This is a genomic window from Ramlibacter aurantiacus, from assembly GCF_016722895.1.
Lineage (GTDB): Bacteria > Pseudomonadota > Gammaproteobacteria > Burkholderiales > Burkholderiaceae_C > Ramlibacter > Ramlibacter aurantiacus.
Genome location: NZ_JAEQNA010000008.1, coordinates 131899 through 152773, shown reverse-complemented (window position 1 = coordinate 152773; position 20875 = coordinate 131899). Strand labels below are relative to the sequence as shown.

General features: G+C 62.7%; 22 protein-coding genes. 17 read left to right on the top strand and 5 right to left on the bottom strand.

Annotated elements, in window-relative coordinates:
• Nucleotides 1-10 precede the first annotated feature (10 nt).
• From JI739_RS19480 to JI739_RS19440, 9 genes are read left to right on the top strand one after another with little or no spacing between them, the layout of a single operon-like run.
• Complete coding sequence (locus tag JI739_RS19480) at nucleotides 11-580, top strand: hypothetical protein (RefSeq protein ID WP_236589885.1); 570 nt, start codon at nucleotides 11-13, stop codon at nucleotides 578-580.
• Entirely contained in the window at nucleotides 577-1692 is a 1116-nt protein-coding gene (locus JI739_RS19475) for an efflux RND transporter periplasmic adaptor subunit (protein WP_201685603.1), read from the top strand. Before JI739_RS19480 ends, JI739_RS19475 begins: the two co-directional genes overlap by 4 nt.
• 8 nt (nucleotides 1693-1700) lie before the next feature.
• A complete protein-coding gene (locus JI739_RS19470; RefSeq protein ID WP_201685602.1) occupies nucleotides 1701-4814 on the top strand; it encodes an efflux RND transporter permease subunit in 3114 nt (1037 codons plus the stop codon).
• Nucleotides 4815-4849: 35 nt separating this feature from the next.
• A complete protein-coding gene (locus tag JI739_RS19465; RefSeq protein ID WP_236589884.1) occupies nucleotides 4850-5227 on the top strand; it encodes a hypothetical protein in 378 nt (125 codons plus the stop codon).
• On the top strand, nucleotides 5227-5598 hold the full coding sequence (locus tag JI739_RS19460; protein WP_201685601.1) for a hypothetical protein: 372 nt from the start codon (nucleotides 5227-5229) through the stop codon (nucleotides 5596-5598). The genes JI739_RS19465 and JI739_RS19460 overlap by 1 nt, the downstream gene beginning before the upstream one ends.
• Nucleotides 5598-6032 carry a disulfide bond formation protein B gene (locus JI739_RS19455; protein ID WP_201685600.1) on the top strand — a complete coding sequence of 145 codons (435 nt, stop codon included), beginning with the start codon at nucleotides 5598-5600 and terminating at the stop codon, nucleotides 6030-6032. Before JI739_RS19460 ends, JI739_RS19455 begins: the two co-directional genes overlap by 1 nt.
• Complete coding sequence (locus JI739_RS19450; RefSeq protein ID WP_201685599.1) at nucleotides 6029-6685, top strand: DsbA family protein; 657 nt, start codon at nucleotides 6029-6031, stop codon at nucleotides 6683-6685. The genes JI739_RS19455 and JI739_RS19450 overlap by 4 nt, the downstream gene beginning before the upstream one ends.
• Nucleotides 6686-6738: 53 nt before the next feature.
• Nucleotides 6739-6906 carry a hypothetical protein gene (locus tag JI739_RS19445; RefSeq protein WP_201685598.1) on the top strand — a complete coding sequence of 56 codons (168 nt, stop codon included), beginning with the start codon at nucleotides 6739-6741 and terminating at the stop codon, nucleotides 6904-6906.
• Nucleotides 6907-6926: 20 nt separating this feature from the next.
• A complete protein-coding gene (locus JI739_RS19440) occupies nucleotides 6927-7775 on the top strand; it encodes a cation diffusion facilitator family transporter (RefSeq protein ID WP_201685597.1) in 849 nt (282 codons plus the stop codon).
• Nucleotides 7776-7861: 86 nt separating this feature from the next.
• Here JI739_RS19440 and JI739_RS19435 read toward each other — a convergent pair whose 3' ends face one another.
• From JI739_RS19435 to JI739_RS19425, 3 genes are all read right to left on the bottom strand, one after another.
• A complete protein-coding gene (locus JI739_RS19435) occupies nucleotides 7862-8944 on the bottom strand; it encodes a sodium:calcium antiporter (protein ID WP_201685596.1) in 1083 nt (360 codons plus the stop codon).
• Between the two features lie 164 nt (nucleotides 8945-9108).
• Nucleotides 9109-9651 carry a signal peptidase II gene (lspA, locus tag JI739_RS19430; RefSeq protein WP_354003763.1) on the bottom strand — a complete coding sequence of 181 codons (543 nt, stop codon included), beginning with the start codon at nucleotides 9649-9651 and terminating at the stop codon, nucleotides 9109-9111.
• Nucleotides 9652-9653: 2 nt separating this feature from the next.
• The gene (locus tag JI739_RS19425) at nucleotides 9654-11906 is read right to left on the bottom strand and encodes a heavy metal translocating P-type ATPase (RefSeq protein WP_255520291.1); all 2253 of its coding nucleotides are present in this window, start codon (nucleotides 11904-11906) and stop codon (nucleotides 9654-9656) included.
• A 52-nt stretch (nucleotides 11907-11958) separates the two neighbouring features.
• On the opposite strand from JI739_RS19425, the gene cadR reads away from it, so the two are divergent.
• From cadR to JI739_RS19400, 5 genes are all read left to right on the top strand, one after another.
• The gene (gene cadR, locus JI739_RS19420) at nucleotides 11959-12426 is read left to right on the top strand and encodes a Cd(II)/Pb(II)-responsive transcriptional regulator (RefSeq protein ID WP_201685595.1); all 468 of its coding nucleotides are present in this window, start codon (nucleotides 11959-11961) and stop codon (nucleotides 12424-12426) included.
• A gap of 261 nt (nucleotides 12427-12687) precedes the next feature.
• Nucleotides 12688-12906, top strand: a complete 219-nt coding sequence (locus JI739_RS19415; protein ID WP_236589883.1) for a hypothetical protein — start codon at nucleotides 12688-12690, stop codon at nucleotides 12904-12906.
• Nucleotides 12907-13128: 222 nt separating this feature from the next.
• Nucleotides 13129-13824: a c-type cytochrome gene (locus tag JI739_RS19410; protein WP_201685593.1), complete on the top strand. Its 696-nt coding sequence runs from the start codon at nucleotides 13129-13131 to the stop codon at nucleotides 13822-13824.
• 9 nt (nucleotides 13825-13833) lie between these two features.
• Nucleotides 13834-14289, top strand: a complete 456-nt coding sequence (locus tag JI739_RS19405; protein WP_201685592.1) for a DUF305 domain-containing protein — start codon at nucleotides 13834-13836, stop codon at nucleotides 14287-14289.
• Nucleotides 14289-14855, top strand: coding sequence for a DUF6692 family protein (locus tag JI739_RS19400; RefSeq protein ID WP_201685591.1), 567 nt, complete (start codon nucleotides 14289-14291; stop codon nucleotides 14853-14855). The genes JI739_RS19405 and JI739_RS19400 overlap by 1 nt, the downstream gene beginning before the upstream one ends.
• A 355-nt stretch (nucleotides 14856-15210) precedes the next feature.
• Here JI739_RS19400 and JI739_RS19395 read toward each other — a convergent pair whose 3' ends face one another.
• Together JI739_RS19395 and JI739_RS19390 are read right to left on the bottom strand one after the other, a co-directional pair.
• Nucleotides 15211-15546, bottom strand: a complete 336-nt coding sequence (locus tag JI739_RS19395; protein ID WP_201685590.1) for a four-helix bundle copper-binding protein — start codon at nucleotides 15544-15546, stop codon at nucleotides 15211-15213.
• Between the two features lie 234 nt (nucleotides 15547-15780).
• Complete coding sequence (locus tag JI739_RS19390) at nucleotides 15781-16053, bottom strand: hypothetical protein (protein ID WP_236589882.1); 273 nt, start codon at nucleotides 16051-16053, stop codon at nucleotides 15781-15783.
• Between the two features lie 622 nt (nucleotides 16054-16675).
• On the opposite strand from JI739_RS19390, the gene mads1 reads away from it, so the two are divergent.
• From mads1 to JI739_RS19375, 3 genes are read left to right on the top strand one after another with little or no spacing between them, the layout of a single operon-like run.
• Nucleotides 16676-16879 (top strand): methylation-associated defense system helix-turn-helix domain-containing protein MAD1, encoded by a 204-nt coding sequence (gene mads1 / locus JI739_RS19385; RefSeq protein WP_201685589.1) that lies wholly within the window; start codon nucleotides 16676-16678, stop codon nucleotides 16877-16879.
• Nucleotides 16879-20169, top strand: coding sequence for a helicase-related protein (locus JI739_RS19380; protein WP_201685588.1), 3291 nt, complete (start codon nucleotides 16879-16881; stop codon nucleotides 20167-20169). The genes mads1 and JI739_RS19380 overlap by 1 nt, the downstream gene beginning before the upstream one ends.
• Entirely contained in the window at nucleotides 20166-20864 is a 699-nt protein-coding gene (locus tag JI739_RS19375; RefSeq protein ID WP_201685587.1) for a DUF4391 domain-containing protein, read from the top strand. The genes JI739_RS19380 and JI739_RS19375 overlap by 4 nt, the downstream gene beginning before the upstream one ends.
• The last annotated feature ends 11 nt before the right edge of the window (nucleotides 20865-20875 follow it).

The window sequence follows — 20875 nt, the reverse complement described above, 5'->3', positions numbered from 1 at the left end:
AAGAAAACACGTGCGCCCCGTCTGGCGGCACTTGCTGCTCCAGGCGCTTTTTGCGGCGGCGCTCTACTTTCACATCACGTTTCCGGTGCTTGCCGACGAAGGCCATGACCACGGAAACGAAGCGGCTGGCGAGCAAGGAACCGCCAGCCCGCGCTTTGAAGCGCATTCGGACCTCTTCGAACTGGTCGGCATCGCCGAAAACGGCCAGCTGACTATTTACCTGGACCGGTACGCAACCAATGAACCGGTGGTGGACGCCAAGCTGGAGTTTGAGTCCGGCGAGGCGAAGGGCGTCGCTGCGCCTCAAGCTGACGGCACCTACATCATCAAGCTCGACGCGTTGTCCAAGCCCGGACATGTGCCCTTCTCGTTCACGGTGACCTCCGGCACTGATACCGATCTGCTCGCGGGCGAGCTCGACATCGCAGATAGCCATGCGCATGAGGAAGAGTCAGCCACCCCCTGGCAGCGCTGGGGCGTGCTTGCCGCCGCTGGACTGGCCGCACTTGCCCTTCTCACCGTCGTCGCCATCGCCATGCGCAAGCGCACTGCACGCAGCGCGCGAAAGGACGTTCAATGAAAAACCGCCTGCTCACCCTGGCCGGATGCGCGCTCCTGGCAGGAGCGATCGCACTTCCCTCGTTCGCCGGCGCTGACCACAACCACGGCGAGGCCGCGCCGGCCGCGACCAGCAACTCCCCCAAGCGGCAGCCGGATGGCAGCGTGTTCCTGCCGAAGAACTCACAGCGCCAGCTGGAGGTGCGCACCCTGGTGACCGAAGAGAAGCTTACGCCACAGACCGTCGAGCTCACAGGCCGCGTCCTGATGGACGCCAATGCCGGTGGCCGCGTCCAGCCGACCCAGGCCGGCCGGGTCGAGGCAGGCCCACGCGGGCTGCCGCAGCTCGGACAAGCCGTTCGAAAAGGCGAAACGCTGGCCGTTGTGCGCTCGTCGGCTTCGGCGATCGAGCGCGCTAACCAGCAGGCTCAGACCGCCGAACTGCGTTCGCAGCTCGATCTGGCGCGCCGACGCGCCGCCCGCCTCGCGCAGCTCGAGGGAACCGTCCCACAGAAGGAAATCGAGGCGGCGCAGGCCGATGTGCAAAGCCTTCAGCAGCGCGCGGCCGCGGTGGGCGGATCCCTGGCTGCGGTCGAACGCTTGACAGCGCCTGTCGACGGCGTGATCGCGGCCACCAATGTGGTGGCTGGCCAGGTCGTCGATGCGCGCGAAGTCCTGTTCGAGATCGTGGATCCGAACAGGCTCATCGTCGAGGCGCTGGCATTCGACGTGGAGCTGCTGTCCAACATCGGCACCGCCAGCGCGACACCGACGCCGGGCGTGAGCGTGCCGCTTCGATTCATGGGCGCAGGGCGCACCCAACGCGAAGGTGCCATCCCGCTGCAGTTCCGAACCAGCGGTTCCCAGGCCGTTCCGCTGGCGGTCAACCAGCCCGTCAAGGTGCTGGTGCAGACGAAAACGATGGTCAAGGGTGTGCCCGTGCCGGCGGCGGCCGTTGTCAAGAGCCCCAGCAACCAGGACATGGTGTGGGTCCATACCGGGGCCGAGCAGTTTGCACCCCGCCCAATTCGTGCCACCGCGGTGGATGGGTCCACCGTCTCGGTCGTTGACGGGCTCAAACCCGGCGAGCGCGTGGTGACACAGGGCGCAGCCCTGATCAACCAGGTCAGGTGAGGACGGGAATGTTCGACAAGCTCGTTAAATTTTCACTGCACAACCGTCTCATCGTTCTCGTCGGCGCACTGGTTCTGATGGCCTACGGGGCCATGACGCTGGTGCGCATGCCGGTGGATGTGTTTCCCGACCTGAACAAACCCACCGTCACGCTGCAGGCGGAAGCTGGCGGCATGGCGCCCGAGGAGGTAGAGCAGCTCATCACCATTCCGCTGGAAACCGCGATGGGCGGCATCCCCGGCGTGGAAAGCATCCGCTCGGTCTCCAGCGTGGGCCTGGCGTTCGTCTACGTGACCTTCAACTGGGACACGGACATCTACCGCGCGCGTCAGATGGTGGGCGAACGCCTGTCCACCGCACGCGAGCAATTGCCACCGGGCGTCGAGCACGTGGGCATGGGGCCGGTGAGTTCGATCATGGGCGAGATCATGTCGGTGGCGCTGCCGATCGATCCGGCGAAGATCAGCCCGATGGCCGTGAGGGAGTACGCCGATTTCGTGGTCCGCCCCCGGCTGCTGACGATTCCCGGTGTCGCCCAGGTGGTGCCCATTGGCGGCGAGGTGCGCCAGTACCAGGTGCAGCCCGACACCGCCCGCATGTCGGCCTTGCAGGTCAGCGTGGAAGACATCGAAGACGCGCTCAAGGGGTTTTCGGCGAACACGAGCGGGGGCTTCCTGGAGCTCAACTCGCGCGAGTACCTCATTCGCAACATCGGGCGGACCACCCGCATCGAGGATCTGGAGCGGCTGCCGGTGGCGTTCCGCAACAACCAGCCGATCAGCCTGCGCCAGGTGGCATCGGTGGCCTTCGCCCCCGCGATCAAACGCGGCGACGCCGGCTACAACGGCAAGCCGGCGGTGCTTCTGGGCGTGCAGAAACAACCAGACGCCGACACGGTGAAGCTCACGCTCGCGGTCGAGGAAGCGCTGGCCGGCTTCAAGAAAAGCCTTCCGCCTGGCATGGGCGAGCCGATCGTGACCATGCGCCAGGCGAGCTTCATCGAGGCCTCCGTCAGCACCCTGCAAGGCAAGTTCCTCGCTGCGGGCGTGGTGGTGGCGGCGGTGCTGTACCTGTTCCTGATGAACATCAGGACGACCGTCATCGCACTCACGGCGATCCCGCTGTCCGTGATGATCACGGTGCTCGTCTTCAAGTACTTCGGCTTCTCCATCAACACGATGACCTTGGGCGGCTTGACGATTGCCATCGGCGGGCTCGTTGATGATGCCGTGGTCGGCGTGGAGAACGTGCTCCGGCGATTGAAGATCGACCGACAGGCGCACCCCGGACACAGCATGGGCCCGCTGGAGCTGATCGCCAAGTCGACGCTGGAAGTGCGGTCGGCCATCGTGTATGCGACGGTGATCATCGTGCTGGTGCTGCTGCCGCTGTTCTTCCTGCCAGGCATCGAAGGTCGTTTGATGCAGCCGCTGGCGGTGGCCTACATCGTCTCGCTGCTGGCCTCCATGCTGGTGTCGGTCACGGTGACGCCGGTGATGTGCTACTACCTGCTGCCCAACATGAAGTCGCTCGATCACGGTGACTCGAAGGTGCAGACCTGGATCAAACGCCGTTACGAGCGCGGACTGATGGGGGTGCTGGCCCGGCCGAAGCTCTGGATCGGCGCTGGCGCCGTGGCGACCCTGGCCGCTGCGGCCGCGGTGCCGTTCTTTCCCACCACGTTCCTGCCGCCATTTAACGAAGGCGTGGCGCTCGTCGGCCTGCGCCTGAACCCCGGAACGACACTGGCCGAGAGCATCCGGATAGGCGCCGTCGCCGAGAGGAACCTGCAGGCTGTGCCCGAGGTCGAGCATGTCGGACGGCGATCCGGCCGCGCCGAGCTGGATGAGCATGCCGAAGGCGTGCATGTTTCCGAGCTCGATGTGAAGCTGCAGCGCAGCGATCGCAGCGTGGAGGAGGTCTACGCCGATCTGCGCTCGCGCGTGTCGTCGCTGCCCGCGGCCATCGGCATCGGGCAGCCAATCAGCCACCGAATCGACCACATGCTCTCGGGCGTGCGTACGCAAATTGCCATCAAGCTCTTCGGGGATGACCTGGACGTGCTGCGCGGTCAGGCCGAGGCCCTGCGCCAGCGGCTCTCGCGGGTGGAGGGCGTGGTGGACCTGGAAGTGGAAAAGCAGGTCCTCACGCCCCAAATCAAGGTGCGCGCGGACTACGACAAGGCCTTGAGCTATGGCCTTCCGCCAGCCAAGCTGCTGCGCGAGCTGCAGATGATCATCGATGGCGAGAAGGTGGCCCAGATCGTGGAGGGCAGCCGCCGCTTCGACCTGGTGCTGCGCCTGCCGGAGTCTGCGCGTGGCGTCGCGGGTCTTCGAAACATTGTCATCGATACACCCGGGGGGCGTGTGCCCCTGTCGCAGCTGGCGGTCGTGGAGGAGGACGATGGGCCAAACCAGATCAGCCGCGACGACGGGCGGCGGCGCATCGTGATCTCGGCCAACGCAGCCGGGCGCGCATTGAGTGACGTCGTCGCAGACATCCGCGAAGTCGCCGACGAGACGAAGCTGCCCGAGGGCTACTTCATCACGATCGGCGGGCAGTTCCAGGCGCAGGAGGACGCAAGCCGGCTGATAGGACTGCTCTCCATCGCCTCGGTGGCTTTGATCTTCCTGATCCTGTACTCGCGCTACAAGTCCGCCGTGCTGGCGACGATCATCATGGCGAACATTCCGCTCGCGCTTGTTGGCGCGGTATTCGGGTTGTGGCTGTCCGGCCAGCCGCTGTCGGTGGCGGCGCTCGTGGGCTTCATCACGTTGGCAGGTATCGCGATCCGCAACGGGATCATGAAGGTCTCGCACTACGTGAACCTGTGCGCGTTCGAAAACGAGAACTTCGGCGACCACATGCTCGCGCGCGGATCGCTGGAGCGACTCACACCGGTGCTCATGACGGCGCTGGTTGCTGCGCTGGCGCTCTCGCCTCTGCTCTTCGAGGCCGACCAGCCCGGCACCGAAATCCTGCATCCGGTGGCCGTGGTGATCTTCTCCGGGCTTATCACCTCCACCCTGCTGGACTCGTTCCTCACCCCGGCGATGGTCAAGCTGTTTGGCCGCAAGCCGATCGAAAACCTGGTCAACCAGTCGGGCTCCGAAGCCTTCTGATCCAGTTTCCTCCCCCACCTACGAAAGGACGTCCCATGTTCATCAAACACATCGCTGTCGCTTCTACCCTCGCCTTTGGCTTCTCCGGCGCCGCAATCGCCCAGAAGGACGATCATGCGGCCAAGCACGGCGGCATCTTCGTGGAAACCAAAGCCCTGGACTTTGAGATCGTCCCCAAGGCCGACGTGATCCAGGTGTACGTCTCCGATCACGGCAAGCCGGTCAAGCTCGAGGGAGCAAAGGGCAAGGTGACGCTGCTCAACGGCAGCGAGAAGACCGAAGTCGATCTCGCACCCGTCGGTGACAAGCTGGAGGGCAAAGGCTCCTTCAAGGTTGCCAAGGGCACCAAGGGGATTGCCTCCGTTTCGCTCGCCGGCAAGTCCGCGGCCACCGCCCGATTCGATGTGAAGTGATGCGCGCGCCCCTTGGCGCGCTGCTGACGGCAGCCCTGGCCGTCAGTGGCTGTGCGTCATCCGTATACGAGGGCAAATACGCCTGGCACGACGGATGGCGCAAAGGCAAGGTGGTCAGGGTTGCCGAGGCCTCGCAACTGGGCGGCCGCCACGCCATGGACTGCCGCTACAAGATGGGTCCGCAGGAGCTGGCCGGGACCCGGTTCGCCGTCGTGGCGGTACGGGGCGCTGGCCGTACAACGCGCGCCGTCGTGCCGCTCGCGGCAGGCTCGCCCGAACCAGCATCGGGAGACCTCGTCTACGCGAACGTTCGAACCTGCAATGCAAGCGGTCTTCTGACGCGCAGTACCTCCGGATCCTCGGGGACCTGATGCGCCCATGCGGAACGTTCGGGAAGAGTTGGACCTTACTGCTGTCGGCGTGGATTGTTGCCCTGGTATCCACAGCCGGCGCGCTTTTCGTCGGCGAGGTGATGGGCATGACTCCGTGCCTGCTGTGCTGGTACCAACGGATCCTGATGTTCCCCCTGGCCCTCATCCTGGGGATGGCGACATTCAGCGAAGACAGGCGTGGTGCTGTGTACGCCCTGCCTCTCGCGGTCGGCGGCGCCTTGCTTGCCGGCTATCACACCGCCTTGGTCGCAGGCTGGGTTCCACCGTGGTGGATACCCTGCGGGACCGGGCCGTCGTGCGGCGACCAAAGCCTTGCCATCCTCGCAGGGATCCAGCTTCCTTGGCTCTCGCTGGGAGCCTTCGTGGCAGTCGTCCTCCTGCTTCTGGCGTTTCTTCGAAAGACCTCTTCATGAATACCAAGAAGATTACGGTCGTTCTGCTGTTGGTCCTCGTGGCTGCGGCCTTTTTCCTCGGGATCGGCGCCTATCGCACACGGGTGCAAACGGAGCAGGCAGAACAGGTCCGATCCGAACAAGCGCGTTTGGTGCGCATGCACTCGCCCGTGCTTGGGGCGCAGCGAGCACCCGTCACCATCGTCGAATTCTTCGATCCTGCATGCGAGGCGTGTCGTGCGTTCTACCCCTACGTAAAGCGATTGTTGGCGCAGTACCCAGACGACGTTCGCCTCGTAATCCGCTATGCACCGCTGCACGAGGGCTCTGACGAGGTCGTGAAGCTGCTCGAAGCGGCGCGGCTCCAGGACAAGTACCAAGCGGTCCTGGAAGCAGTGCTTGCATCCCAGCCCGCCTGGGCGGATCACGCGAAGCCGAATCCAGCGCTGGCCTTCAAGGCCGCCGAGCAGGCGGGACTCGATATCGAGCGTGCTGCGCAGGACGTGCAACGCCCTGAACTCCAGGCGATCGTGGCGCAGGACGTTGAAGACCTGCAGGCGCTGAAGGTCAACAAGACTCCTACTTTTTTCGTCAATGGCCGCACCCTTCCGAGCTTCGGTCCTGAGCAGCTATCCGCATTGGTAGCGGAAGAAGTTGCCAAGTTAAAGAAGTGAAGAGCGGGTTGGCCATCGGCACTTGGGATTGAAGGGGGACATGGAAATGAGTGGTGCATCCAAGCGAAGCCACGGAAACGGCCATGGCGCTGGCCACGGTGAGACCGGTCATGAAGGAGATGCGGAGCACGGCCGCGGGCACGGGCATGGGCATGGGCATGGGCATGGGCATGGGCATGGGCATGGGCATGCCCACGCGCATGGCGGCGGCGCAAACCTGAAGGCCGCCTTTGCCTTGAACTTGAGTTTCACCATCATCGAGGTGATCGGCGGGCTGTGGACCAACAGCATTGCAATCCTGAGCGATGCTGTGCACGACCTGGGAGACTCCATGTCCCTTGGCGCGGCCTTGTACTTCGACCGGCGCTCTCGCCGCGGGCGTACGCCGCGCGACACCTATGGGATGCGACGCTACTCGTTGCTGGGCGGCTTGATCACGGCCGCAGTCCTGGTGGTGGGGTTGTCATTTGTTCTGTGGCATGCCGTTTCACGGCTCTTCGCCCCCGAGCCGGTGAATGCGCCCGGAATGATGGTGCTGGCGGTCGTTGGGGTCTTATTCAATGGCGCTGCAGTGCTTCGCGTGAGGCGAGGCACATCGCTGACCGAGCGCGTGGTCAGCTGGCACCTGCTCGAAGACACGATGGGCTGGGTCGCGGTGCTTCTGGGTGCAGCGGCGATGTCCATTTGGGACCTGCCCATCATCGACCCGCTGCTTTCCATCGGGATCGCGCTGTTCGTGCTCTGGAACGTGTTCCGAACGCTCCGTCAGTTCTTGTCCGTATTCCTCCAGCACACACCGCCGGGCTTCGAAATCGATCGCTTCGAACAGGATGTGCGGTCCATACCTGCGGTGTCCAGTGTGCAGCACACGCATGGCTGGTCGATTGACGGTGAAAGTCATGTGCTCACGACCCATCTGGTCATGAACCCAGGCGTTGATCGACAGGAGATCGTCGCAGCGAAAGCAGCAGTGAGGCGGCTACTGGGTGCGAAGGCTTTCGAGCATGTGACGATAGAAATTGAACTTGCGGGCGAGGAGCCCGAGGGCGGCGGTCATAGAGGAACGCGTGTGAGCGGCGCTGAAGGTTGACGTGCTGAGCTCGCTTGGCCGCAGCGCTGCTGCTGACCCGCTGATCGGCACCGCCTCAGTGGCTTCCGCTGTTGACGCTGCGGGCCTCATGTCATGGCCGCTGGACCGGCGATCAGGCTGGTGCGCGTCGAACCCTCGGAGTCCTGCGTATTGCCGCCTGAACTGAAAGGCTGGATCCAGAACACGATCAGGGCGACAAAGGCCAGATACACCAAGGGCAAGGCGACGACCTGCCAGAGCCTGAAGCCGGTAGGCTCGCCGCCCCACCAAAGGAAGCACGCGTACAGCGCTGGCATTAAGGCCACGAAGCTGAGGGTAGTCCAGAAGAGCGTCAGGTTCTCGATCGGCATTCCGACGATCGTCAGAGGGATGAACGCCAGTGTCATGGTCACCACGTGATCGCCGAGCACACTGGTCGCCCCCGATGTCACCTGTCCGCTGCGGGCCACATACCAGGTGGCGAAGACCTCCGGCAATGCCGCGATGGGAGCTGTGATGAACAGGCCCCCGACAATGCGAGACAGGCCCAACTGAGCAACGATTTTCTCGGTGGAGAAGACGGTGAAGAATGCCCCAAGTGCGAGCGCGCCAACACTGGCCATGGCCAGCCATCGCTCCTTGCGACTCCACTCGACGTCCTCGCCGCCCTGCTTCCCCCGGAGCAGCGCCTGGGCCAGGTAAGCCGCATACCCCAGCAAGAGAATCCACCCGTCGATAGGCTGCAGGCCCCGCCATGCGGGCGGGAGCGTCAGCACGGCAAAAAGCGCAATGATCCCCAGATAGGGGAGCGCCTGGACCGTCACGGCCTGCCGGTTGACCTGCACCAGCTGTTCACGCCGGTGCTGCTCGTGATTCTTGTGCCCCCCCGCTTGCCCACCGAGGTCCCGCTTACGGGTTGCCACATACATCGTCACGATCATGAGGGGGATGGCCAGCACGTTGGAGCCGAGCAGCGCACCCAATCCGATGTCGCCAACACCTCGGATCGCGCTGGTTGCGTTGATTCCGATCTCCGGCGAAGCCGCCGCCAAGCCGACAAACGAGCCGCCCGCCGCGACTGAAAAGCCCCATTGCTTGCGGAGCTTTTTCAAGGGATCGGCGAGGTGCTCCGCGCCCCAATGAGCGAGCCACACAGCGCCAAGCAGCACAGCCGCCCAAACCCAGATCATCGCGCGTTACCTCGACCCGCTCTCAGGCCTCGGCCAAGCCGGTCTTCAAAACGTGGGCGTCCCATACGGCCAGTGTGCGTCGCTCGGACGAATCGAGGTGTCTGACAGACCTATCGAGCTGAAACACCAAGAAACCGGCGCACCATGATGCACTGCCCGGCTCGTCAAGCATCATTAGCGGACGCGCGAAGTGCGCGGGCGAACAAACAGGCCGCACCAACGACGATGCCAATATCTGCAATGTTGAACGCCGGCCAATGCCAACCAGCCCAGTGAAGATCAAGAAAATCGGTGACCGGACCGAACGCCAAGCGGTCCAGCGCATTTCCGAGTGCACCGCCCAAGATCATGCTGTATGCAAAGGATTCAGTTCGATCGTGTTTCAGGGTGAGAAGATAACTGAGAGTTAACGCTACAAGAGCCGCCAGACAGACAAAAAAATAGCGCTGCCAACCCCCGGCATCTGCAAGAAGGCTGAAAGCAGCTCCGGAGTTCCTGAAAAATACGAGATTGAAAAATGGCGCCAGTGCCAGGATGTCTCCTTCGACGAGACGCTCGCGCACCAGGTGCTTCGAGCCGAAGTCCAGCAGGAGTACGGCGCCGCCCGCCGACCACCAGGGAAGAGCGGTTGCCAGGCGTTCCCGCCAGGTGAGTGGTCCCGCATCGGCGCCGCAATCGACACCGAGGTGATCTTCAGAGTACGCCACGCTTATCCTTCCTTCGATGGCGGCGCGGCCGGTCGAAGTAGCCGCAGTCCGTTTGCGACGACGATAAGGCTCGCGCCCATGTCCGCGAAAACGGCCATCCACATGCTCGCGCTGCCGGCAACCGCCCACACCAGAAAAACGGATTTGATCCCGAGTGCGATGGCAATGTTTTGCCAAAGCACGCCGTGTGTCCTTCGGGAGAGGTGAACGGTCTCGGCCACGCGCCGCAGATCATCATTCATGATTACGACGTCCGCAGCTTCCATCGCTGTATCGGTTCCGGCCGCGCCCATCGCGAATCCAATGTCTGCTTGCGCAAGCGCCGGAGCATCGTTGATGCCGTCGCCGGTCATACCGACAGCACCGTAGCGGGCTCGTAGATCGTCGATGGCCTGCATCTTGGCTTCCGGCAGCAGGTCTCCTTGCGCTTGAGAAATACCGGCCTGCGCGGCGATCGACCTGGCCGTGGCCGGGTTGTCCCCGGTCAGCATGATCGGCTCCACGCCCAGGCGGCGCAGGTCCGCTACGGCCGCCCTGGATGTCTCCTTGATCGTGTCGGCGACAGCGAAAAGCGCAACCACGCCCGCCGGGCTCGCCAGCAAGGTAATCGTGCGGCCCTGGGCCTCGTGGCGCGCGAGCTCTGATTCGAGCTCGACTCCGCACAGGCCTCGCTCGTGCATCAACCGGTGGTTGCCAAGGAGGGTCTCTTCACCCTCGACCACTCCCTGCACCCCCCTGCCTGGCAGGGCCTTGAAGTCCTGTACGTCGGGGCCTTGTGCTGCGAGCCCCTGCGCGATGGCCATGGACACGGGGTGATCGGAGCGAGACGCAAGGGCGCTGGCCAGGCGCTTGGCGCGGCTCTCGTCGTGCGAGTTCCAGACACGGAACTCCACCAGCCTGGGCTTGCCTTCGGTAATCGTTCCGGTCTTGTCCAGGGCGACCGCTTTGAGCAGGCGCGCCTGCTCCAGGAAGGTACCGCCCTTGACGAGGATGCCGCGTCGTGCCGCCGCCGAAAGGCCGCTCACCACCGTGACGGGTGTGGAAATGACCAGTGCGCAGGGGCAAGCGATCACCAGCAGTACCAGAGCCTTGTACATCGCGTCGAGCCAGGTGGAGTCCGCCAGGATGGGCAACAAGGCAGCCGTGGCGATCGCGAGTGCGAAAACGGCAGGCGTGTAGATAGCCGCGAAACGGTCGACGAAACGCTGCGTCGGAGCTCGCGTGCCCTGCGCCTGTTCCACAGCATGGATGATTCTGGCCAGTGTCGTGTTGGCGGAGGCGGCGGTCACACGCACTTCCAACTCACCTGTCTCATTGATGGTGCCCGCAAACACCGGGGCACCCGGGGCCTTGTCCACCGGAATGCTCTCACCCGTGATCGGCGCCTGGTTGACCGCACTCTCGCCTCGCGTGATTACGCCATCGAGCGGCATTCGCTCGCCTGGCTTCACCCGGATCGTGGCGCCTAGGGGCACCTGAGAAACGGCCATCTCGGACCAGCTCGCACCGGCCGCGCGGACCAGGGCCGTCTCTGGCGCCATCTCGAGCAGACCCTTGATCGAGTTGCGCGCGCGGTCGACCGCCCGCGCCTCGATGAGCTCCGCAAGCGCGTACAGGGCCATCACCATTGCCGCTTCCGGCCACTCGCCGATGAGGAAAGCGCCTGTCACGGCAACCGACATCAGGGCATTGATGTTGAGCTTGCCGCGTAGCAGCGCGGTGACCCCCTTCTTGTAAACGTCGAGTCCAGCCAGCCAGATCGCGATGGCAGCCAAAGCCATGCCCGCTGCATTCCAAATGGACACGTCCGGCGCAAGGAACGATACGGCTTCGGCAGCGATCGCAAATAGGAGGGCACAACCCATGCGGGTCAGACCGGTGCCCGGCCCGTGCTCGTCTTCCGGCCCGCCTGGCTGAGCGCCAGGCCCAGCGCGGGCCGCCAGGTCCGCAGGTTCTAGCGGCTGCGGATCGAACCCGGCCTTGCGGATTGCTTCAAGGGCGGGCGCAAAAGAGCTTGCATCGGCATCGATGCGAAGCGACCTGGTGCCAAGCTGGAACCCAAGGGACTTGATGCCGGGCACGGCGTCCAGGGCGCGGCGGATCTCTGCCTCCTCAGCACTACAGTCCATCGTGGCGATGCGGTAGAACTGACCCTGCCCGGGGCGGCTCGCGGATTTGGCGGGGGCAGGCGGACCTGAGCAGGCAGATGAACAGCAGGGGTCCGAGTTGGGCTCGTGCAGGGTTTCTTCGCTCATGGCTAAATTACAAACCCTCTAGTCGCTACAGAGTCAACGTCAGGAGCAGATCATGAAGATTGGAGAGCTGGCGCAGGCAACCGGGTGTCAACCTGAGACGATTCGCTACTACGAACGAGAAGGGCTACTTGCTCAGGCGGCGCGCACTAGTTCCAACTACCGGGTTTATGGGCCCGCGCACGTGTTGAGGCTCGCATTCATTCGGCACTGCCGATCCCTGGACATGACGCTCGAGGAGATTCGCACGTTGCTTCGGTTCAAAGACGAGCCACGTGAGAACTGCGAACGCGTCAACGACTTGCTGGATGAGCACATCGAACAAGTGACTGAACGGATCAAGGAGCTTCAAGCGCTTCGGGCTGAGCTCAGGACGCTGCGAGCTCAGTGCGGGGTGTCGCGCGAGGCGGCGTCTTGCGGCATCCTTAAGGGCCTGAACAAGGCTTCGCTGGACAACACGTCGGCTGATGCGCCAGTTGAGCAACTCGTTCGTCTCCGTGGAGCTCGCCGGAGAATCGGATAGGACAGGAGTTGCCTTCGATCGAACGTCGGGGCCGGACGCCGTCTACCCTGCGCACTCGCAACCTCCTACGTTACGGAGGTGTCTCACGCCCTATCCTTGAGCGTTCTCGCGTGCGAACAAGAACGTCAAGGAGATACGCGTGGATACCTGGCTTGTGCTCGGATTGGCGCTCCTGCCAGCCATTGGAAATTTCGGCGGGGGCATGCTGGCTGAGTTTCTTCCAACCAGCAGCCGCATCGTGAGTATCGCTTTGCATGGGGGATGGCCATGGTGTCGTACTTTCTGCTTCGCGGCGTGGCTGAGGCATGGAAAATGGGGGCGCTTGCATTCGTTGCAGGACTGCTCGCCCTTGCAGCAGTTGAAGACATGATTAGTGAGGCGCACGAGAGCGGGGAAGACACCAAGTGGTCAATGCTGGCATTTACGGGCGGTTTCGTGCTTTTCGTGCTTGTCTCAGCGGGACTCGAGCGTATTGGTTAACTGGGTCCGACAGAAGAACTGATCGCTAGTCCCCTGGGGAGCCGATTAGAGCCTCATAGCAGGTGGATCTGAGCCCCGGAAACGCTCCGGAATGCTGCCTTGGGGCGCAACCACGATGAAGTTGTGAGTTTTCGTGTGCCTGGTTCGAGGGCAACATTCTTGCCGGCAAGAATTAGCCGGCTTCTGAAGCGGCGTGGTGCTGATAACGGGAGATTTGGTGCTATGGACAAGAATCGAAAAAAGCTTGCTTTAGGACTGGCGGTCGGCTGCATTGCCACGCTTGTGCTGCTCGGCCTAATCGGACTGACAGTGGTTTATACCGGCGCCTACAACGTGGCTGCCACAGAGCAGCACATGTCCATCACCCGATGGGCGTTCGACACCACGATGCATCGGTCGGTCCGGCGGCGAGCGGAAGAGGTGCCCCGCGCCGAAAGCGTTACCCCCGCGATGCTCGCGAGCGGCGCGAGCCAGTACAAGGCCAGCTGTCAGCACTGCCACGGAGGTCCTGGCGCCAAGCGCGAGAAATGGGCTGACGGCATGCGGCCGCAGCCGCCTCACTTGGCCGAAGCCGCATCCGACTGGAAGCCTGGCGAAATCCTCTGGATCGTCAAGCACGGCATCAAGATGACCGGCATGCCGGCGTTTGGTCCCACTCACGATGACGAGACACTGCGCAGCATCGTCGCGTTCGTTGCCGAATTGCCTGCGATGACGCCGGAGCGATACGCGGCCTTGGGGTCCGATTCGGGATCGGGCGCTGGTGGCCAAAAGGGCGGCGCGAACCACCATGGCTCGGGAGGGCAATTGGGCAGTTCGGGGGGGCAAAAAGGCGACTCGACTGGACCAGCAGCCTCCGGCGACCATCACGGCCCAGGGGCAAGCCAGCAACCCCCTTCCGAAACCCCGAAGCAGTAGGAGCACGCAATGCAGATGTCCTACTGGCGCTTCGCCGCGATGATTGCCACGTCCACCGTGGTGATGTACGGCCTTATGTACCTGAATACGTGGGCATGGGAGCAGGTGTTCTGGAGCGAGACCCGCGCCTGGATGGCCCTCGTCATGGGCTCGACGATGGCGGTGATCATGCTGGCGTTCATGCTGAACATGTACAACAAGAAGGGCGTCAATTACGCTATTTTCGGCGGCGCGATTGCCGTTTTTGCGGCGTCCCTCTGGCTGGTGCGCAGTCAGGCCAGCGTGGACGACATCGAGTACATGAAGGCGATGATCCCGCACCACTCCATCGCCATCCTGACCAGCACCCGCGCGCAAATCACAGATCCGCGGGTGCGCAAGCTTGCCGATGAAATCGTCGAGGCCCAGGAGCGCGAGATCGCTGAGATGCGCTATCTGGTGCGGAACCTCGAGAGGCGCGACTGATGCGGCGCCGCACCTCTGCTTACCGCTTCGTCGCTGCAGGTGTGGCAGTGGCTTTTCTGGCGGCTTGCGGTCAGAGCGAGCTGCCGGACGATGCTTCCACTCCGCCCCCGGCAGTAGCCCGCGCTGCCAGCGCGAAGGAGGCGCTGCAGGGAGCGCATGTCCGCACACTTGATCCCACCACGCTCCGCGGAGCGGAGGTCCGCAAGGTCATCGGAGCGCGTCCGCACTGCACCTTCCGGTACACCGGCTCGGGGCACCCTGTGGTGGTGGCTGGCCTGCGCCAGGACGGCAGCGCGGAGCTCGGGGTGATCAAGCTGAACAACCAGCTTGTGCCGCTTCAGCCGGAGCCGTCGACGTCCGGCCAGGCTGCGGCCGGGTTCGTCCTGAGCAGCGAACCGGTCCGGGTGAGCGTGCGACCGCTTCCGAATGCTTCAGCTTCCGAGCACGCCGGCGCGCAACGCGTCGAGGCCGACATGATCTTCGAGGTCGGTCAAGAGCTGAAGGTCGGCTATGGCGGTTTCCTCGAGTGCCGCACGGCGGCGCCTTCGCTCAAACAAGAACAGTGACGCTGGTGAGAAGCCCTGGGACAGCTTCGCCGCGTCGGCTGGCCTGATCCGGGCTGCTTGACCGGTCACTCGGCGTGCTCGCGCCCGGGGCGGTCTCCCCCACCCTGCGGGCCGCCGATTCGCGCCCCTGCGTGCTGCAGCTGCCGCACGATGTCAGGGGTGAGGCCCGGCAACCTGACCACGTCGTCCCACCCATCCAAGGGCCGGGCCCGCTTGATGCTTTGCGCCCGGTCGAACCCTAGCTCGCAAAGCTGGGCGATCTCCGCTGCGCTTGCGACATTCAGGTCCACGCCAGAGGCGTGCGAAGCCGGTTCCAGGGATGATGGCGCGTGTATAGGCACGCCGCGCACCGGGTTTATGCCGCTGCGGCCATCTTCCGGCATTCTTCCTCGCAGCGTTTGCACGCCTGGGCGCACTCCTGGCAGTGATCCGTCCGGTGCTTGGCGCACTCCTCGCCGCAAAGGCGGCAGATCTCCGCACAGGCGGTGCAAACCGCCTTGCTGGACTCGCTGGCGCGGCTCATCACCGCCGCCGCCAACTCGCAGATCTGCGCGCAATCCACGTCCAAAGCGATGCAGCGGGCCATCATCTTGACGTCGTCCTCTTTCAGGCAGGCAGCGGCGCAGTGGTTGCAGGCTTCGGCACAGTCGTAGCAGGCCTCGATGCAGCTGGTGTACTTCTCATGGGGCACGGTGAATCTCCGGTGGGTTTACGGGTCTGGTCTGACGGGACGCCCGTGAGGATGCCGAGTCCAGACGCTATGGAGGTCCAGGGCGCCGTCCTGTAGGACAGGTTCGCGCCCGGCCCGCAGCGGACGCCGACCGGTAAGAGCACAACGCAAATTGCCTGCGCCCGCCAACAACTTCGAAGGAGGCTATGGGTACGCCTGATGAGCGACCGGGTCGCCAATGCGCCGGGCCTGTGGTTATACCGGCACCTCTGAGTAACCGCCGGCCGTGCCCCCGTAGTCTTGAAGGGCTCCAAAGTCCAGCCGTCCAGATTCGAGGGCGGTCAGTATCGATTTCAGCTGCTCGGCTTCCGGCTCTATGTAGACCATCACCTGCTCCAGCGCATCGTCCCAACACTTGGTGTAGGGAACTGCGTCTTCCGGCATGCAACGTACACCGAACTTGCCTGCGGGCAGCCGACCGAACAGAGCAACTTGCGGATTGCTTCCGCTCGAGTTTTTTACCTTCATAGTCGATGCATTCTGACGTAGATGCCCCATGCAGAGTGGCCTTGGGCGACCGAGTCGCCTCGGAGAGCGGCCAAAGTCTCTCGGAGCATCCGCGTGGATCAGCGGGAAATCGCGTCCGGTTTACGGCTTCCGCAGTGAGCTCATCATCTCCTTGAGGCGGCGTATCCGTTAGGAAGGGCGGTTGGGCTGTTCTTGGGTCTACACCACCAGAATTCAAGGCCAACCGTTCTCGGTTGGCCTTTTCCATTTGTGGCGTTCCCCCAGGTCACGCGGGGCAGAGGTCCGTTCTCCGTGTGCCACCACGCCCGGCGCGAGGGCGGAAAACGGGCGTGTTCGCGCGGCCGTTTGCCCCTCTTCCGCTCTCTGCTCTCAAAAATATCGGAGAACCCTGCCGACTTGGCACACGCAGAACGTCTTGCGGCTCAACATGTTGCGCGTGTGTCGCGAAGCGCTGTTCGACGCTGCGACGGGTGGGCGGAACAGATCGATACCCCCCGCGTAGTGATGCCCCGCTGACCGGCGCGGATCGAATCCACCCACCTGGGCAGTACCTGTGGTCTGCCGCGTCTCGGTATGGAAGAATTGGCAGCTCTTGGCAACTTCCACTCCTCGGCGGCGATCAATGGCGGATTCAAAAGACGACATCCTGACCTTAGATGAGGTTGCAGCCTACTTGAAGGCTGGCAAGCGCACCGTCTACCGCCTCGCGGCCGAAGGCAAGCTTCCCGCTTTCAAGCTGGGCGGCACGTGGCGCTTCCGCCGCAGCGACCTGGATGAGTGGATTGCCGCCAATCTGACCAACAAGGATTCGGGGGCAAGCGACTGATGGAACTGATCGACAACATCAGCCGGTTGCTTGGCGACGATCTCAAGAAGACCCTCTGGCCAGGCGCGCGCCTGAAGGTCGCGGCCTCGTGCTTTTCGATGTACGCCTTCGAGGCGCTGAAAGCCGAGCTGGAAAAGATCGACGAGCTGGACTTCATCTTCACCTCGCCCACCTTTGTTGCCAACGAGGTCACCGACAAGATTCGCAAAGAGCGAAAGGAATTCCACATCCCCAAGCTCGACCGGGAGCGCAGCCTCTACGGCAGCGAGTTTGAAATCCAACTGCGCAACAAGCTGACCCAGCGGGCGGTGGCCAAGGAGTGCGCAGAGTGGATACGGCGCAAGGCCAAATTCAAGAGCAACCGCACTAAAGCGCCGATGCAGCAGTTCGCCTGCGTGCAGGCAGGCGGCACCGACACGGCTTACATGCCCCTGCACGGGTTCACCGCTGTCGATCTTGGGTACCAGCAAGGCAATGCGGTTTCCAACCTCGTCACCAAGATGGACGAGGCACCCTTTGCTGCCACGTACCTGAGCCTATTCGATCAGATCTGGAACGACCCCGAAAAGCTGGAGGACGTGACCGCGCAGATTTGCGAGCACATCGCCTCGGTCTACCAAGAGAACTCACCCGAGAGCATCTATTTCCTGATGCTTTACAACATCTTCAATGAGTTCCTCGACGACATCGACGAAGACGTCCTGCCCAACGACCGCACGGGCTACCAGGACACCCTGATCTGGAACAAGCTGTTCAACTACCAGAAAGATGCTGCCACCGGGATCATCAACAAGCTGGAAACCTACAGCGGCTGCATCCTTGCCGACAGCGTCGGCTTGGGCAAGACCTTTACCGCACTGGCCGTCATCAAGTATTACGAGCTGCGCAACCGGTCAGTGCTGGTGCTCTGCCCCAAGAAGCTGGCGGATAACTGGCTGAACTACAACCGCAACCTCAAGACCAACATCTTCGCCCGCGACCGGTTCAACTACGACGTCCTCTGCCACACGGATCTGTCCCGCACCAGCGGCGAGTCCTTCGGTACGCCGCTGAACCGGATCAACTGGGGCAACTACGACCTCGTCGTCATCGATGAGTCGCACAACTTCCGCAACAACGACGCCTACAAGGATAAGGAAACCCGCTACCAGAAGCTGATGCGCAAGGTGATCCAGGAAGGGGTCAAGACCAAGGTGCTGATGTTGTCGGCCACGCCAGTCAACAACCGCTTTACTGACTTGCGCAACCAACTGGCGCTGGCCTACGAAGGCGACTCCGAAAACCTGACAAAAAAACTGCGCACGGACAGAAGCGTTGAGGAGATCTTCCGAGGCGCACAAGCAGCTTTCAATGCGTGGTCGAAGCTCCCCCCGGAAGAACGTACCGCGCGTGCGATCCTCGACTCACTGGACTTCGACTTCTTCGAGCTGCTCGACAGCGTCACCATCGCACGCTCGCGTAAGCACATCCAGACCTTCTACGACACCAAGGACATCGGTCAATTTCCGGAGCGCCGCAAACCGCTGTCGTTTCACTGCCCGTTGACCGATCGGTCGGACGTATTGGGCTTCAATGAAATCTTTGAGCAACTCTCCCTGCTCAAGCTGGCTGTGTATGCGCCCATCAGCTACATCCTGCCCAGCCGTCTGAAGAAGTACGAGGAGATCTACGACACCAAGGTCGGTGGCAAGGGCACGCTGCGCCAAGCCGACCGCGAAAAGAGCCTGCAGGCGCTGATGACGGTCAACCTGCTGAAACGGCTTGAAAGTTCGGTGCAGTCGTTCAGGCTAACGCTGCAATCGCTGCGGGCCAACAACGAAGCCACCCTCGCAAAGATCGCCGCGTTCAATCAATCCGGCGGCGCAGTCACGGTGGGCGACCTCACCGAAGTGCTGGAAGGGCTGGATGCAGAGGACGATGAGCTGCCCATGCCCGGCGACGAGGGCGGCGAGATCGGCAGCAAGATCAAGATCAGCCTCGCCGACATGGACTTGCCGTCCTGGGAGCACGAACTGAAGGTGGACTTACAGGTCATCGATGCCTTGCTGGCTTCGATGAACAAGATCACGCCGCAGGATGACGCCAAGTTGCAGCACCTCAAAGCACAACTGCTCGACAAGATTGCAAACCCAATTAACCCCGGCAACAGGAAGGTGCTGATCTTCACAGCCTTTGCCGACACCGCTGATTACCTGTACGCCAACCTTGCGCCGGAGCTGCTGGCCACGCTCGCCATCCACACCGCCAAGGTCACCGGCAAGGGAGCGCCGCAGTCCACCATCAAGAGCAAAACTCAGAAGCGCAGCTATGACTTCCAGGAGCTGCTCACCCTGTTCTCCCCTCGCTCTAAAGAGAAGGCGGTGGTACTGCCGGACGAGCCGCACGAGGTGGATCTGCTGATCGGCACCGATTGCATCTCCGAAGGCCAGAACCTGCAGGACTGCGACTACCTGATCAACTACGACATCCACTGGAACCCAGTACGCATCATCCAGCGCTTTGGCCGGGTAGATCGCATTGGCTCGCCCAACAGCAGCATCCAGCTAGTCAATTACTGGCCCGACATTTCGCTCGACGAGTACATCAACCTCAAGGAGCGCGTCGAGAGCCGAATGATGATCGCTGACGTGACCGCCACAGGTGACGACAACGTGTTGTCTGCGCAGGCCAACGACGTGTCGTACCGCAAGGAGCAACTGCGTCGCCTGCAGGAGGAAGTCATCGAGCTGGAGGATTTGAAGACCGGCGTCTCTATCACTGACTTGGGCCTCAACGACTTCCGCATGGATTTGCTCAACTACGTCAAAGCCCACGGCGAACTGAGCAATGTGCCTAACGGGATGCACGCAGTGGTTCCCGCCAGACCCGAGATGGGCCTACGGCCGGGCGCGATCTTCACGCTGCGCAATCGCAATGCCGGGATCAACCTCAACCAGCACAACCGCCTGCATCCGTACTACCTCGTCTACATCAATCGCGAGGGAGAGGTCATTCATGACCACACCGAGGTGAAGCGCCTACTGGATCTGGTGCGCACCTGCTGCAAGGGCCAGGACAAACCCATCGTCGACGTGTGCCAGCGCTTCAATCAGGAAACGGCAGATGGCCGCCAGATGCAGCCCTACTCCGATCTGTTGGGCAAGTCCATCCGTTCGATGATCGAGGTAAAGGAAGAAAAGGATTTGGACAGCCTGTTCAGCGGTGGCAAGACCACGGCACTGACAGACACCATCTCCGGCCTGGACGACTTTGAACTCATTAGCTTTCTCGTGATTCAGGAGGCTGGATGAGTCAAGGAGCGACCGCACAAAAACCGGCGCTGATCGCCTACCCCAAGCAAGCTGCTTTCGGGCGCGTTCTGCCCAAGAACAAAATCTATGAGCACAGCGGGGCCAACACCCGGCTGAAGGAACTGTTCGTCGAGCAGGTCGAGCAGATCGTCTGGCAGTACAAGCTCGCCCCTGAGACGATCAACCTGCCTGCGCGGCCCGGTGTGCCGGAAATCCAGGTCTTCAGCATCCAGCTCAAGTCCACCGAGCTGCACGAAGACGTGCTCCGCTGCATTGATGGCGCGGTGCAGTTCCCTATCCTGTTTGAACTGAACCAAGGCCAGGGCGATCAGGCGAAAACGCGAGTAGTGGCGGCTTACAAGCGCCCGAGCGAAGCCGACGCCAGTCGCTGGGTGCTTTCCAGCTACTTCACCAGCAACTGGATGCCAGCTGCAAGTGCCCGCACGGCTATGCCGCTGGCCCTCGACATGGCCCACCTGTACTCCGTTCTGCTGCAAGGCTTAATGCCGCTGCCAGCACGTCCGCAGGAGGCCTTGCCCGACTGGATTGCGCGTATCGAGCAGGCGGCAAGCAAGCGCCGCGAAGTCGAGAAAACCCAGGCGAGACTGGCTAAGGAAAAGCAATTTAACCGCAAGGTCGAGATCAACGCGACCTTACGGCAACTGAAAACTGAACTTGAACACTTGAGCCGCTGAACCCCGATATC

Bases quoted from the DNA above. Each gene is read 5' to 3' on its own strand.
- JI739_RS19470 (WP_201685602.1), top strand. From the start codon at position 1,701: ATGTTCGACAAGCTCGTTAAATTTTCACTGCACAACCGTCTCATCGTT.
- JI739_RS19455 (WP_201685600.1), top strand. From the start codon at position 5,598: ATGCGCCCATGCGGAACGTTCGGGAAGAGTTGGACCTTACTGCTGTCG.
- JI739_RS19390 (WP_236589882.1), bottom strand. From the start codon at position 16,053: ATGAAGGTAAAAAACTCGAGCGGAAGCAATCCGCAAGTTGCTCTGTTC.
- JI739_RS19425 (WP_255520291.1), bottom strand. From the start codon at position 11,906: ATGAGCGAAGAAACCCTGCACGAGCCCAACTCGGACCCCTGCTGTTCA.
- JI739_RS19435 (WP_201685596.1), bottom strand. From the start codon at position 8,944: ATGATCTGGGTTTGGGCGGCTGTGCTGCTTGGCGCTGTGTGGCTCGCT.
- mads1 (WP_201685589.1), top strand. From the start codon at position 16,676: ATGGCGGATTCAAAAGACGACATCCTGACCTTAGATGAGGTTGCAGCC.
- JI739_RS19380 (WP_201685588.1), top strand. From the start codon at position 16,879: ATGGAACTGATCGACAACATCAGCCGGTTGCTTGGCGACGATCTCAAG.
- JI739_RS19375 (WP_201685587.1), top strand. From the start codon at position 20,166: ATGAGTCAAGGAGCGACCGCACAAAAACCGGCGCTGATCGCCTACCCC.
- JI739_RS19405 (WP_201685592.1), top strand. From the start codon at position 13,834: ATGCAGATGTCCTACTGGCGCTTCGCCGCGATGATTGCCACGTCCACC.
- JI739_RS19475 (WP_201685603.1), top strand. From the start codon at position 577: ATGAAAAACCGCCTGCTCACCCTGGCCGGATGCGCGCTCCTGGCAGGA.
- JI739_RS19410 (WP_201685593.1), top strand. From the start codon at position 13,129: ATGGACAAGAATCGAAAAAAGCTTGCTTTAGGACTGGCGGTCGGCTGC.
- JI739_RS19415 (WP_236589883.1), top strand. From the start codon at position 12,688: ATGGCCATGGTGTCGTACTTTCTGCTTCGCGGCGTGGCTGAGGCATGG.
- JI739_RS19450 (WP_201685599.1), top strand. From the start codon at position 6,029: ATGAATACCAAGAAGATTACGGTCGTTCTGCTGTTGGTCCTCGTGGCT.
- cadR (WP_201685595.1), top strand. From the start codon at position 11,959: ATGAAGATTGGAGAGCTGGCGCAGGCAACCGGGTGTCAACCTGAGACG.
- JI739_RS19460 (WP_201685601.1), top strand. From the start codon at position 5,227: ATGCGCGCGCCCCTTGGCGCGCTGCTGACGGCAGCCCTGGCCGTCAGT.
- JI739_RS19465 (WP_236589884.1), top strand. From the start codon at position 4,850: ATGTTCATCAAACACATCGCTGTCGCTTCTACCCTCGCCTTTGGCTTC.
- JI739_RS19400 (WP_201685591.1), top strand. From the start codon at position 14,289: ATGCGGCGCCGCACCTCTGCTTACCGCTTCGTCGCTGCAGGTGTGGCA.